Genomic DNA, 13,396 nt, shown 5'->3' with positions numbered 1-13,396 from the left:
CGGCTGGCCGGCGTCGCTGCTCGACCCGGCACGGGGCGGCGTGAGCACTCGGACCGCTGCGGCGCGCCAGCCGGCGCATGGTCGCAACGGCCGATATCGACTGCGACAATCGCGGCCATGGATGACAGTGAGCGCCAGCTGCACCGTGCCACGTCCGGGGCGGATTTCCTCGAATGGAACTTCTCACTGATGTCCGAGGACTCACCGTGGTCGGTGGAGCAGGGCATGACCCAGCTGCTCGCCCACGAGAACGCCGAGGGATTCGGCCCGCGGCTGTCCGACGCGGCGCAGGACGACGCGAGGATCATCCAGGAACTGGCGCGACGGGCGACCCCGACCGCGCTCGCGGCGCTGCGCGGCTTCGCCGCGATGAGTACGGTCGACACCCAACGTGACCTCGCCCGGCTGCACGCCGACCGGCTGGTCGCGCGCGGCCTGCCGGACCCGCCCTGGGTGTCGACCATCGGCCGGGTCCGGGTGGACGGCTGCTGGTGGGCACACGACCACTACGGCGAGGTCGCCGTGGTGGTCTGTGGCTTCTCCTACGACGGCGACGACGAGCACGGCATCATGGCGGTGATCGACCGGGCGATCGGCGGCGGGCGGTTTCGCGAACTCACCCTCAGTCTGCGGATCGACCCGCTGCGCAGGATCGTCGAGGAGGCGCACGGCACTCCCGACGGCCTGGTCAGTGAGCCGCTCGATCCGGCGGTGGCGCGTCGGCTGTTCGAGGACGCGATCGACACCACCGACGAATTGTCCGAGCGGCCGGAGTACGAACTGAGCCCACTGCCGGTGGCGTACCGGAAGATGCGGGCGCTGACCCTGGCCCGGGCCCGGCGGCTCAGCGCTGCCCCGGCCGCCAAGGAGCCCTTCCCCACCACCGTGGAGATCGAACTGCAGAAGCGGTCCTTCCTGGCCTCGCCGCAGGCGGCCGCACTACCGACGGGTGACGCGACGACCCGCGCGGTCGACCTGCTCGTCGACGAGTTCGTGGAGCAGGCCGCCTGCGACCCGTTGCGGTTGGGTCCACGGCAGGTCGTCGCGGTCCTGGGTCTGCCCGCGTTCGCGGAACGGGCCGGCGCCGACCCGGCCGTCGGCGAGCTGCTGCCGACCGTCGCGGCGGCCTGGATCGATTGGACAGCCGTGCAGCGTGGACTTCCCGAGGACGCCACGGATCGGCTCCGACAGGCCGCCGACCAGGCGGGTACGCAGCTACGCGCGGCGATAGCCGGCGGCACCGGACCCAGCTGACCAGCGACCGGCGGGGCCCACAGGACGCCGTTGACACGGTACGGGCCCGCCGTCCAGGATGGGCCAACCGTACTTGTCGATCTTTCCCGCCCTGTCACGTCGAGGCCGGACCGTCGGGCCATCCCATTCCCGATGTTCCGGTACCGCCCCTGGATCCCACCCCGGTCAGTGGCATCGCCGTCAGTGAAAGGTTGCCCATGTATCCATCGCACCCGCCGCAGTGGCGGCGGCGGTCAGCCGCGGTCACCGCCGCCGCTGCCGCCGCCCTCCTTCTTGCCGGACCGGCTACCGCCGTGCCCACCGCCGCCGCCCAACCGTCCACGGCCGAGACCGGTGCCGACGGCAACCCGCCCGTCCTCGAACGGTTCGCCGGTGAGCAGGCCGACGTCGTGGAAGTCGTGGTCGCCGACCGCGACGAGTTGGACCAGCTGGTCGCCACCGGGGTCGACCTGGACCACCACGTCTCGCAGACCCCGGCGGGCATCGTCGTGCACGCCGTGGTGACCCCCACCGAGCTCGCTGGGCTGCGCGAACTCGGCTACCACATCGGCGCCACCCTGCACGACGCCGACGACACCGAGGCCCGCATCGCCGAACGGGCGACGACGATCTCCGGGCACCGGGCGGACAACCAGGCGTTCACCGCCGAAGTCCAGCAGGACGCCGACGTCGCCGACGTCAGGATCATCCGCGCCGACTACTACACCTCCGGCACCAGCCAGGTGCTGTCGGTGGAGGCCAAGTGGGCCGACGGGCAGACCTCCGGCAGCAGCCTGACGGTCAGCCGTGACAGCGGGCCGGGCACCGAGCTCGGCTCCGGCGGCACCCAGACGATCTCCCGGTTCGTCGATGCCGGGGTCTACCTCTACCACCGTGGGGCCGCCACGGTCGCCGCCCGGCCGGACCGGATTCAGATCGTCAGCCCGACCGGCGACGTCGCCGTCGCCCAGGTCAAGGAGTGGCTGCCGATCCCCGGGGAGTCCCCGGAGGGACCCGGCTACCAGAAGGACTTCGTCACCAGTTACCTGACCCCCACCGAGCTGTACGACCGGATCTCCCGGTTGGCCCAGGAGTTTCCCCACCTCGCCGAGGTCGTCGAGCTGCCGTACCGGACCAACGGGTACCGCCGCAAGGCACAGGTGGTGATCGGCACCAGCACCGCGAACCGGATCGCCGTCGACTCGCACGCCTGGGGTCACGAGGGCGGCAACGACATCACCGTCGAGCTGGTCGACCCGGGCACCGCCGGGGCGGGGCTCGCCGTCGCGGTGACCGGTTCGGCCATCCAGGTCACGCTGGCCACCGACGGTGCCGGCGCGGTCGTCAGCACGGCGGCGCAGGTCGCCGCCGCGATCACCACCACGGCCGGCGACCTGGTCACGGCGTACACCTATCGCGGCAGCGTCGGCGACGGGGTGGTCGCGCCGGTCGCGGTGACACCGCTGTCGGACAACCTGTCGGCGCCGGCGAGCGTCTCCCGCGACCCGCATCCGGTGTACGCGCTGCGGATCGGCAAGTACCGGGACGGTTCCCGCACCGGGGTGCTCGCCTACGCCCAGGAGCACGCCCGGGAATGGGTGCCGCCGCTGGTCGCCATCGAGACCGCCGAGCGGCTGCTGCGCAACCACCGTACCGACGAGAACACCCAGCAGTTGCTGCGGACGCTGGACATCTGGATCGCGCCGTCGATCAACCCCGACGGCGGGCACTACTCGTTCTACGATTTCGCCTCGCAGCGGCGCAACATGACCAACCACTGCACGGCCGGTGGTGCCACCGACGCCCTGGCCCGCAATTCCTGGGGTGTGGACAACAACCGCAACTACACCGAGTACAGCCTGTTCGACGGCTACTCGGGGGCGTCGAACAGTTGCACCAGCGACGTGTTCGCCGGGCCGAGCGAGTTGTCGGAGCCGGAGAACCGGAACCTGGACTGGCTGGCCAGCCGGCCGAACATGAAGTTCTCGATGAACCTGCACTCGTCCGGCAACTACTTCATGTGGTCACCGGGCTCGTACGCCACGCCGGGTCGGGTCTCCGCGCCCCGGCCGACCCTGGCCGAGGAGTCCTTCTTCTGGGGCGCGTCGGCGCGGATCCTGACCGCCATCAAGCGGCACCGCAACCTTGCGGTCACGCCGGCCCGGACCGGTCCGATCTCCGACGTGCTCTACTCGGCGGCCGGCAACTCGGGCGACATGCTCTGGTACAGGTACGGAATCTACGCCTGGAACTTCGAGGTGGGCACGTCGTTCCAGCCGGCCTGGGACGAGGCGCACCAGCAGACCATGGAGTACGCCAACGGGCTGACCGAGTTGATGCGGGTCGCCCGCGACTACGACAAGGACCGTAAACGCCCGACCAGCACTCTGGTCACCGCGCCGGGTGCCACCGACGGCACGGTCGACATCCGGTTCGAGGTCAGCGAGCCCGCGGCGGTGTTCTACACCCTCGACGGCAGCAAACCGACGTACGAGTCCACCCTCTACGCCTCGGCCGGCATCCGGGAAGGCGCTGAGACGATCACCGTGCCGTACGGGACGAAGGTCTTCTGGTTCTCGGTGGACGCCGCCGGCAACATCGAGAACAACTACCGCCCGGACACCGACGCGAAGAACTGGAACCGGGGATTCGCCATCATCTCCGATACCTGATCGTCGGTCGGCGACGGTGCCCGAATGGCACCGTCGCCGGCTGACCGGCGCCGGTCACCACCGCCGCTTGCGCCGGTAGTGACCGTGGTAGCCGTGGTGGCCGTGACCGTAGTGCCCGTACGGGCCGCCGTGGCCGTGGCGGCGGCCGAGCCGGCGCTCGACCTCGCGCAGCAGGCCGGTGACCGCCCGATTGTGGCCACGCCCCCGGGTGTACCGGCTCAGCTTCGACAGGACCATCGGCAGCAGGAAACGTTTGACGAAGCTACTCACCGTGGGCTCCTCCAGGCCGTCGCGAGGCTTCCACGGTACGTCGCCCCGTCCACCCGCCAGCTGTGCGTCAGCTGTCGATCAGCTGTGGATCCCGTGGGGCGGGCAGCGCCGACCCGGTGCGGCGGTAACGGTCTGCCATGCTGGGAAGGGTGAGTACCGGCCCCTCGTACCACCGCCCCGCCCGCACCAGGCGGCGCCGCCACACCCTGCGGTTCGCGCTGGCGGTCGTCGCGATCGCGGCGGTCGGCGCCGCCGTGACGTTCGTCGTACCGCTGCTGCGTGAGCCGGGTCCCCGACCGTTGTTCCAGCTGCCCGTCACCTGCGGGGAGACCTGGCAGCTCGGCACCTACCCCGGCCACGACGACTACGACGTCGATCTGTACCCGACCGACGGGCAGTCGTGGGGCCGGCCGGTGCTCGCTTCGTACGCCGGCACCGTGACCGTCGCCGGGATCAACGGTTCGCTGGGTGGACGGACCGAGCAGAACCCGCAGGGTCCCCGGGGTCGGGGCGGCGGCTACTGGGTGAAGATCGATCACGGTGGCCGCTGGGAGACCCAGTACCTGCACCTGCTCGAACCGCCCATGGTCGCCGCCGGGGACCGGGTCGACCAGGGGCAGCAGATCGGGCTGGTGGGCAGCACCGGCAATTCCGGCGCGCCGCACCTGCACTACGAGCAGCGCCGGGGCTGGCAGAAGGTGGAGGCCTACTTCGACGGCGTGCCGTCGGGCATCACCCACGACGACTTCGAGTACACCGTCACGGCGACCAGCAACAACTGCTGACGGTCCCGCCGTAGTCGAGGTGTCGCACGCGCACCGATCGCGCTGTCGCCACCGACGCGTGCCGGCGAGGGGCTCGACGTACCCGCCATACCCGGATAGCATTTCCGCCGTCTGGATCTGCTGGCGCGATTCACCAGGCACCGACCACACGTACATCCGTCCGTGCAGGAGCCTTCATGCGCCGCAGATATCCGTTCCGTCCACCTTTGCGTACCGCCGTTCTCGCGGCGGTCTGCGCGAGCGCGCTCGCCGCCTCGGTCGCGCTCGCCCCGTCCGCCACGGCGGACACCACCGTGCTGGCCAACGACTTCGAATCCGGGTCGTACGCGCCCTGGAGTCCACGCGGCGAGGTGACCCTGGCGATCGTCGACGAGGGCCGCGACAGCTCGAGCAGCCTGTCGGTGACCGACCGGACCGCCGACTGGCAGGGCCCGTCGACCGACGCGGCCGCCCTGTTCACCCCGGGCGTGCCGTACGCGGTCACCGCCTGGGTGAAGCTGCCGGCGGGCACCGAGGGCGCCGCCGGGGTCCACTTCACCGTCGAGGCCGCCCCGGCCGACGGTGGCGACAACACGTACACCTGGATCGGCGACGAGGCACAGGCCACCGCCGACGAATGGGTGCGTATCGGTGGCAGCTACACGATGCCGGCGGACCTGAGCGCCGCCACCGTCTACATCGAGGCGGCCGGGACCACCCCGTTCCTGGTCGACGACATCGTCGTCACCCGGCCCGACGAGGAACCGGACGTGGTAACGGTCAGCGCCGTCGACTTCGAGGACGGCACCACCGGCACCTGGACGGCCAGCGGCGGCCCCACGTTGACCGTGGTGGACGCCGACCCGGGCCGGGCACTGCGGGTCAGTGACCGGACCGAGGGCTTCGACGGGCTGCAGAGCCCGACCGGGATCTTCGCCGCCGGTGTCACGTACACCTTCTCGGCGCGGGCCCGGCTGGCCCCCGACGGCCCGGAGTCGTCGGGCTTCCGGTTCGTGATGAAGCCGGACTACACCTGGATCGGCGACACCACCGTCAGCGCCAACGACTGGACCACGGTCCGCGGCGAGTTCACCGTGCCTGCCGACGCCGACCCGGCCGCGTACCAGGTCTATCTGGAGGCCGCCGAGGCCACCGCGACCTACCTGGTCGACGACATCCTCGTCACCGCACCACGCACCGACCCCGGCGGTCCACCGCCGGGCACCATCGTCATCGACACCGACTTCGAGGACGGGCTGGACGGCTGGCAACCACGTGACGGCGGTCCAGGGGCGCCGACCGTCGCACTCACCGACACCGCGCACGGCGGCGCGGCGGCAGCACTCGTCACCGACCGGGTCAACCAGGGCGCCGGCATCGGCCGGGACGTCACCGCGCAGTTCGAGGCGGGCGTCGGCTACGAGATCTCCGCGTGGCTGCGCTTCGCCGAGGGTCAGCCGGCCGACGAGATCTGGTTGAGCCTGGCCACCACCTCCGGCGACAGCGAGTCGTTCAGCACCCTCGCCCAGTTCGGGTCGGTCACCAACAGCGGCTGGACCGAGGTCACCGCGAGCTTCACCGCGCCGGCGTTCGACACCGCGTTCCTGTACTTCGAGACGAGCTGGCAGGGCGCGGACGTCGCCGGCAACACCAGCGACTTCCTCGTCGACGACGTCGTGGTCCGGGTGCCGGATCCGCCGGTGGTCGAGGATCTGACCGGCATCTACCAGACCGCCGAGTTCCCGGTGGGTGTCGCGATCGACAGCCGGGAGACCGTCGGGGTCGCCGCCCAGCTGCTGACCCGGCACTTCAACAACATCACGCCGGAGAACCACATGAAGCCGGAGGCGTGGTACGACGACGCGCGCACCTTCCGGCCACACGAGCAGGCGATCGCCATGATGGACTTCGCCGCCGCCAACGACCTCGGCGTGTACGGTCACGTCCTGGTGTGGCACAGCCAGACCCCGGCATGGATGTTCCAGGACGCCGCCGGTGAGCCGCTGACCACCTCCGCAGCCGACCAGCAGGTGCTGCGCGACCGGATGCGCCAGCACATCTTCGACGTGGCCGGTTCGCTGCACGACCGGTACGGGCCGTTCGGCTCGGACACCAACCCGATGAACGCCTTCGACGTGGTCAACGAGGTGGTCAGCGACAGCGGCGAGTACGCCGACGGGCTGCGGCGCAGCGAGTGGTACCGGATTCTCGGCGAGGAGTTCATCGACCTGTCGTTCCAGTACGCCGAGGAGGCGTTCAACGACGTGTACGCCGTACCCGGTGCCGACCCGGTCACCCTGTTCATCAACGACTACAACACCGAGCAGAGCGGCAAGCAGGCCCGGTACAAGGCACTCGTGCAGCGGCTGCTGGACCGGGGTGTGCCGATCGACGGGGTGGGCCACCAGTTCCACGTGTCGCTGGCCACGCCGGTCACCAGCCTGGAGACGGCGTTGGCGACCTTCGCCGAGCTGCCGCTGACCCAGGCGGTCACCGAGCTCGACGTCACCACCGGCACCCCGGTGACCGAGGCACGGCTGATCGACCAGGGCTACTTCTACCGCGACGCGTTCCGGATCTTCCGGGCGTACACCGAGGATCTGTTCGTCGTCACGGTCTGGGGGCTCAACGACGGGCGGTCGTGGCGGTCCGGCAACGGCGCACCGCTGATCTTCAACGACGGCTTCCAGGCCAAGCCGGCGTACTACGGCGCGGTCGACGCCGACCTGCCGGCCCGGCTGCGGACCGCGAACGTCTTCGCTGGTGAGATCGAGCTGACCCCCGGCGTGGCCTCGGCGCTGGAGTGGAGCAAGCTGCCGCTGCACCGGGTGGAGGACGTCGCCGGGTTCCAGCTGCGGTGGACGGCCGAGCAGTTGACCGCGTACGTGACGGTCACCGACGACGCGGCCGACACCGGCGACGGGGTCGACTTCGTGCTGGCGGACCAGACGTACCGGGTGGCCCGGGACGGCTCGGGCGACGTGCCCGCCGTGGTGACCGAACGGGTCGGCGGCTACGACCTCGTCGCGCAACTGCCACTGGACGCGGCCGTCGAGGGCGACACCGTCACCCTCGACGTGCGGGTCAGTGTCGACGGATCCACCACCGCCGGCTGGAACACCCCGGGCGCGGTGGGCACGCTCACCCTGGTCGAGGAGCTGTCCTATCTGGAGGTGAAGCAGGCCGCGGTGGTCCCGGTCGTCGACGGCGAGGTGGACGCCGGCTGGGCCGAGGCCGGGGTGGTCACCACCGACAAGGAGGTCTCCGGTACGGGCGGCGCGATCGCCACCGTACGGACGCTGTGGCGGGACCAGACGCTGTACGTGCTGGCCGAGGTGGCCGATCCGGTGGTGGACGTCTCCGGTTCCGATCCGTGGACACAGGACTCGGTGGAGATCTACGTCGACGCCGGCAACGTCAAGAACGGCGCCTACCGCTACGACGACATGCAGGTGCGGATCAACGCCGACAACGTCGTGTCCTTCGGCACCGGCGACGAGGGCTTCCAGGCGGCCCGGGTCCGCAGCGCCACGGCCCGCACCGACGGCGGCTACACCGTCGAGGCGGCGATCAGTCTGCTCGAGTACGGCGGGCTCGGTACGTTCCACGGCCTGGACTTCCAGGTCAACGACGCCTCCGACGGTGCCCGTACGGCGATCCGCAACTGGGCCGAGCAGGAGGGCATCGGCTACCAGACGACCGCCCGCTGGGGTGTCGGCCGACTGGTCGCCGACTCCAACGTGGACATTACGGTGCGCCGGTTCACCTCGTGGGGCTCGGACAGCGGCGGCGGCTACTGCGCGGAGATCGTCGCGACCAACTCTTCCGCCGCCCCGGTCGAGTGGTCGGGGGTGGTGGATCTCGCCGGTGACATCTACACCGCCTGGAACTTCGAGCGGCGGCAGATCGACGGTCAGACGTACCGGATCAACGGAGTGGACTGGAACCGGACGTTGAAGTCCGGTGCCAGCACGTTCAGCGTGGGCTACTGCGCCACCAACTAGCACCGTGACCCCGGTCGGGGGCGGTACGGCGTCGCCGTACCGCCCCCGACCGCTGTGCGGCGGACCCGACGCGGACCGGGGCGGACCCGACGCAGGCCGAGACGGCCCGGGGCGGACCCGACACGGCCCGACGACCGGCGGCAGGATTGCCGGGCCGGTCGGTTCGGCCTACGATCAGCAGGTCAACCAAGCATTTGATTGGCAGTCGGATCCGCGTACCGCCCACTGCCGCGCCCCGTCGATCCCTGGGAGTTCCCGATGCCCCGCACCTACCTCGGGCACGTCCTGCCCGACCGCCTCGACCTCAAGATCGATCCTGCCCGCACGGCGCTGCTCATCGTCGACATGCAGAACGACTTCGTACACGACGACGGCTACTGCGCCAGGTCGTTCGGCAGGCCGATGGTGGCCGGCTTCCAGGGCGTGGTCCCGCCGATCGGTCGGCTCGCCGCCGCCGCGCGGGCCGCCGGCGCGGCGGTGCTGTACTGCCGGGTGGTGCAGCATCCGGACGGCTCGCTGGCCTCGCCGGTCTGGCTGGCCGACAACCTCCGACACGGATTCGAGCCGATGCACTGCATGCGGGGGACCTGGGGCTGGGAGATCGTGGACGAGCTCACCCCGCAGCCAGGGGACGTGGTGTTCGAGAAGCTGCGGCGCAGCGCCTTCGTCGGCACCCAGCTGGAGAACCTGCTCCGCAGCAGGGACATCCGCAGCCTGGTCGTGACCGGAGTCGCCGGCACCGGATGTGTCGAGTCCACCGTCCGCGACGCGATCGAACGGGACTACTTCACCGTCGTACCGGCCGACTGCGTCGCCAACAACACCGCAGAGCTCACCGCGGCCTGCGAACCGGCTTTCCGGGCGTTGCTCGCCCCGCAGGACTGGACCACGAGCGAGCAGATCGTCGCGGTGTGGGCCGGATCGACCGACGACCCGGCCCCCGGTCACCGCGCCGGCTGACCGAACCGGGTCGCGGCATCGGCCCGCAGCCACGCCTTGTCCGCCTTGCCGCCCGCACTCAACGGCAGCTCCGCCAGGGTGACCAGCCGCTCCGGCCACTCGTACTTGGAGATCCCCCGCGCGGCCAGGTCGGCCCGAAGTTCGTCGAGGGTCAGGTCGGTCCCGTCGGTGGTCACCACGTAGGCGCAGGCCCGCTCCCCGAGCACCTCGTCGGCGGCCGGTACCACCGCGACCTGGGCGACCCGCGCACAGCCGCCGACCGCTTCCTCGACCGCCAACACGCTGACGTTGTGCCCACCCCGGATCAGGAAATCCGCCACCCGGCCGGTCACCGTGAGGTAGCCGGCCGGGTCGATCCGGACCAGATCACCGGTGAGCATCCAGCCCTGCGGGTGGAACAGCTGCAGGTTGGCCTGCGGGTCGTCGTAGTAGCCGGGGGTCAGTCCCGGCCCCCGCGCGGCGCACTGACCAGGGCCACCGGTGGCGGTCACGTCGGCACCCTCGGCGTCGAACAGCCGTACCCGCATCTGCGGGATCACCCGTCCGGCGGTGCCCAGCCGCTGCTCCCGGGAGTCGTCGACCCGGGTCACGCTGATCGGACCCGCCTCGTTGGAACCGTAGAACTGCAGCACGGCGCAGCCGGTCTCCTCCTCGAACCGGGCGGCCCGGTCCCCCGGCACCCGCTCCCCGCCGGTGAACAGCACCCGCAGCGACGACACGTCCCGGGCGGCGCGCCCCTCGGCGTTGAGCATCATCACGAACTGGCTGGTCACAGCGGCGAGCACGGTGACCCGGTGCCGTTCGATCAGTTGCCAGGTCTGTTCCGCGTCGAACTCCTCGGCCAGCACCGTCGGATAGCCGTACATGGCCGGCACCACGTGACCGCTCCACTGGCCGAAGCCGTACGGAGCTGGCAGCACGCTGGCGAAAACCTCGTCCGGCCCGAACCGGGCCGCCTCGGCCGCGAGCGGCCCGAAGTACTTGCGGGTGTTCATCGTCTGCATCACGCACTTGGGCAGCCCGGTCGTACCCGAGGTGGAGTTGAGGAAGAACAGGTCGTCGGCGCCGAGCCCGCGACCGGCGATCGCGGCCGCCGCAGTCGCCAGGTCGGGCAGGTCCAGTGGCTTGCCGTCACGGAGCAGGTGCAGCTCGCCGGAGGCGGTGAGCTGCGCGGTCAGGTGCTCAGGCCGGCCGCCCGGGGCTGGTCGGGCCTGGCGGTACGGATCGACGACGCCGTCGGCCCACAGGTCGGCGGCCAGCTCGGCGGCGGCCCGGCCCCGATGCACCGGCCGGGTGAACAGCGCACTCGCCCCGGTACGCCGGATCAGGTGCCGCACCTCGGCCGTTCCGGCACGCGGACCGATGCCGACCGTCACCAGGCCGGCCTTCTGCGCGGCCAGGTACGCGACGTGCACCAACGCTCCGTTGGTGAGCAGGGTGGCGACCCGCTCCCCTGGTTGCCGGCCGGCCAGGACGTAGCCACCGGCCAGCCGGGTGCTCAGCGTGTCGTACTGCGACCAGGTCAGCGTGGCGTCGGTGGCGAGCAACGCCGGATCGGCGGGCCGGGCGGCGGCGTGCCCGGCCACCATCGACGCGATGGTGTCACCGGTCCAGTACCCGGCACGGGTGTACTCGTCGATGGTCTCCTGGTCGAAGGCGGCCGGTGGGTTGGCAGCGGTCATCGGGTCTCTCCTGCGGGGTGGCCGGTCGATGCCGGGTCGGGCCACAGCGACGCGAGTCGCTCGGCGACGGAGTCCAGGGCGGCCAGCCGGTCCGCCCGGGTGGCCGCCGGTGGCAGTCGGGTGAACGGCGCGACGACCAGGTGGTCGAGCCCGGCGTCGCGGTACGCCCGCACCGTGGCGACGCTGATCGCACCGTGCAGTCGGACGTGGCAGGTGAAGTCGTCGTCGGCACGCCCGACCTGCTCCCGCAGCTGAGCCAACTGCCCGCACAGCCGGGCCGAGGTCGCCAGGTCCACGTCGGGTCCGAACCAGCCGGCACCGTGCCGGGCGGCCCGACGCAGCGCGGCCGGGCTGTGGCCGCCGACCACCACCGGCACCGGCGGCTGCGGCGAGGGACCGAAGTGTACGGTCGGAAAGTCGAAGAACCGACCCTGGTGTGCCACCGGCTCGCCGGACCAGAGCAGGTCGAGGACCCGCAGCATTTCGTCGGTGCGCGCACCCCGGGTGCCGAAGTCGACGCCGAGCGCGGCGAACTCCTCTGCCATCCAGCCGACCCCGACGCCGAGCACCGCCCGGCCGGCGGAGAGCTGCTGCAGACTCGCCCAGGCGCGGGCGAGGTGGAACGGGTCCCGCAGCGGGGCGATGAGCACGCCGGTGCCGAGCCGGATCCGGCTGGTCCGGGCGGCCAGGTGCCCGAGCGTGACCGTCACGTCGGACAGTGGGGTGTCCGGCCGGATACCGGGGTCGCCGGAGGACCGGTACGGGTAGGTCGGCGCGTACCGGGCCGGAGTGATCACGTGGTCGGCCAGCCAGACCGTGTCGAAGCCGAGCCGCTCGGCGTGCACCACCAGCGGCGCGTACTCGGTGGCCGGCAGGCCGAACAGCTGCACGTCGACGCGCATCAGCCGGAACCCTCTGCCGGCTCACGCATGCTGCGGGCGTCGTGTCCGGCCAGCGGATCGTCGCCGACCTCGGCGTTGTGCGCGTGCGCCACGTGGTGCAGGCCGAACACCGAATCCATCCCGGCCCGCAGACCCATCAGGTCCTCGGCCTGGTTGACCGCCTTCTTCGTCAGGGCCAGGCCCAGCCGGGGCATGGTGGCGATCCGGCCGGCCAGCTCCATCGTGTACGGCTGCAGCTCGGCCCGGGGCACCACCCGGTTGACCATGCCGAGGGCCAGCGCCCGGTCGGCGTCGACCCGTTCGCCGAGGAAGAGGAACTCCTTGGCGAAGCGGGGCCCCATCACCCACGGGTGGGCGAAGTACTCGACACCGGGGATACCCATCCGGACCACCGGGTCGGCGAACCGGGCGTCGTCGGCGGCGACGATCAGGTCGCAGCACCAGGCGAGCATCAGCCCGCCAGCGATGCAGGCGCCCTGCACCATGGCGACGGTCGGCTTGGGCAGCTCCCGCCAACGTCGGCACATGCCGAGGTAGACCTCGGACTCGCGGGCGAACCGGCTCTCCGCGCCGGCCTTGCCGACGTGGTCCCACCACAGCCCGGCCCGGCGCGGAAAGCTGCGGTCGGCGTCGCGCCCGGGGGTGCCGATGTCGTGGCCAGCGGAGAAGTGCCTACCGGCGCCGGCGAGCACCACCACCCGTACGTCGTCGTCGGCGGCGGCGCGGGAGAAGGCGTCGTCGAGGGCGTAGGTCATCGCGGAGTTCTGCGCGTTGGCGTACCGGGGGCGGTTCATGGTGACCACCGCCACCGGCCCGTCGGTGGCGTACCGGACCACCGCCTCGTCGGCGACGGGGCCGACAGGGTCGTCGGCGGCCACGCCCGGCCGGTCCTCGGCGGGTGGTGACGGG

The 13,396-nt window shown here is 71.4% G+C and carries 9 protein-coding genes; 5 read left to right on the top strand and 4 right to left on the bottom strand.

Features of this window, described 5'->3' with window-relative positions; genetic code table 11:
• The first annotated feature begins 117 nt into the window (after positions 1-117).
• Positions 118-1,254 carry a hypothetical protein gene (locus O7608_RS19045; RefSeq protein WP_289205879.1) on the top strand — a complete coding sequence of 379 codons (1,137 nt, stop codon included), beginning with the start codon at positions 118-120 and terminating at the stop codon, positions 1,252-1,254.
• Positions 1,255-1,451: 197 nt separating this feature from the next.
• Positions 1,452-3,905 carry a M14 family metallopeptidase gene (locus O7608_RS19040; protein WP_289205878.1) on the top strand — a complete coding sequence of 818 codons (2,454 nt, stop codon included), beginning with the start codon at positions 1,452-1,454 and terminating at the stop codon, positions 3,903-3,905.
• Positions 3,906-3,959: 54 nt separating this feature from the next.
• Here the strand turns inward: O7608_RS19040 and O7608_RS19035 are convergent, their stop codons facing one another.
• Positions 3,960-4,175, bottom strand: a complete 216-nt coding sequence (locus O7608_RS19035) for a hypothetical protein (RefSeq protein ID WP_289205877.1) — start codon at positions 4,173-4,175, stop codon at positions 3,960-3,962.
• A 149-nt stretch (positions 4,176-4,324) separates the two neighbouring features.
• On the opposite strand from O7608_RS19035, the gene O7608_RS19030 reads away from it, so the two are divergent.
• From O7608_RS19030 to O7608_RS19020, 3 genes are all read left to right on the top strand, one after another.
• Positions 4,325-4,960, top strand: a complete 636-nt coding sequence (locus tag O7608_RS19030) for a M23 family metallopeptidase (protein ID WP_353850449.1) — start codon at positions 4,325-4,327, stop codon at positions 4,958-4,960.
• A gap of 176 nt (positions 4,961-5,136) precedes the next feature.
• On the top strand, positions 5,137-8,943 hold the full coding sequence (locus O7608_RS19025) for an endo-1,4-beta-xylanase (RefSeq protein WP_289205875.1): 3,807 nt from the start codon (positions 5,137-5,139) through the stop codon (positions 8,941-8,943).
• 258 nt (positions 8,944-9,201) lie between these two features.
• Positions 9,202-9,903 (top strand): cysteine hydrolase family protein, encoded by a 702-nt coding sequence (locus tag O7608_RS19020; protein ID WP_289205874.1) that lies wholly within the window; start codon positions 9,202-9,204, stop codon positions 9,901-9,903.
• Here O7608_RS19020 and O7608_RS19015 read toward each other — a convergent pair.
• The 3 genes from O7608_RS19015 to O7608_RS19005 are packed head-to-tail and all read right to left on the bottom strand — an operon-like array spanning position 9,888 to position 13,323.
• Positions 9,888-11,585 carry a class I adenylate-forming enzyme family protein gene (locus O7608_RS19015; RefSeq protein WP_289205873.1) on the bottom strand — a complete coding sequence of 566 codons (1,698 nt, stop codon included), beginning with the start codon at positions 11,583-11,585 and terminating at the stop codon, positions 9,888-9,890. The genes O7608_RS19020 and O7608_RS19015 overlap by 16 nt on opposite strands.
• Positions 11,582-12,487 carry a TIGR03619 family F420-dependent LLM class oxidoreductase gene (locus O7608_RS19010; RefSeq protein ID WP_289205872.1) on the bottom strand — a complete coding sequence of 302 codons (906 nt, stop codon included), beginning with the start codon at positions 12,485-12,487 and terminating at the stop codon, positions 11,582-11,584. Before O7608_RS19010 ends, O7608_RS19015 begins: the two co-directional genes overlap by 4 nt.
• The gene (locus O7608_RS19005; RefSeq protein WP_289210949.1) at positions 12,487-13,323 is read right to left on the bottom strand and encodes an enoyl-CoA hydratase; all 837 of its coding nucleotides are present in this window, start codon (positions 13,321-13,323) and stop codon (positions 12,487-12,489) included. The genes O7608_RS19010 and O7608_RS19005 overlap by 1 nt, the downstream gene beginning before the upstream one ends.
• Between the last annotated feature and the right edge of the window lie 73 nt (positions 13,324-13,396).

The organism is Solwaraspora sp. WMMA2056 (assembly GCF_030345095.1).
Taxonomy (GTDB): Bacteria; Actinomycetota; Actinomycetes; order Mycobacteriales; family Micromonosporaceae; genus Micromonospora_E.
This window is presented reverse-complemented; position numbering and strand designations above follow the sequence as displayed.

Bases quoted from the DNA above. Each gene is read 5' to 3' on its own strand.
- O7608_RS19010 (WP_289205872.1), bottom strand. From the start codon at position 12,487: ATGCGCGTCGACGTGCAGCTGTTCGGCCTGCCGGCCACCGAGTACGCG.
- O7608_RS19045 (WP_289205879.1), top strand. From the start codon at position 118: ATGGATGACAGTGAGCGCCAGCTGCACCGTGCCACGTCCGGGGCGGAT.
- O7608_RS19040 (WP_289205878.1), top strand. From the start codon at position 1,452: ATGTATCCATCGCACCCGCCGCAGTGGCGGCGGCGGTCAGCCGCGGTC.
- O7608_RS19025 (WP_289205875.1), top strand. From the start codon at position 5,137: ATGCGCCGCAGATATCCGTTCCGTCCACCTTTGCGTACCGCCGTTCTC.
- O7608_RS19015 (WP_289205873.1), bottom strand. From the start codon at position 11,585: ATGACCGCTGCCAACCCACCGGCCGCCTTCGACCAGGAGACCATCGAC.
- O7608_RS19020 (WP_289205874.1), top strand. From the start codon at position 9,202: ATGCCCCGCACCTACCTCGGGCACGTCCTGCCCGACCGCCTCGACCTC.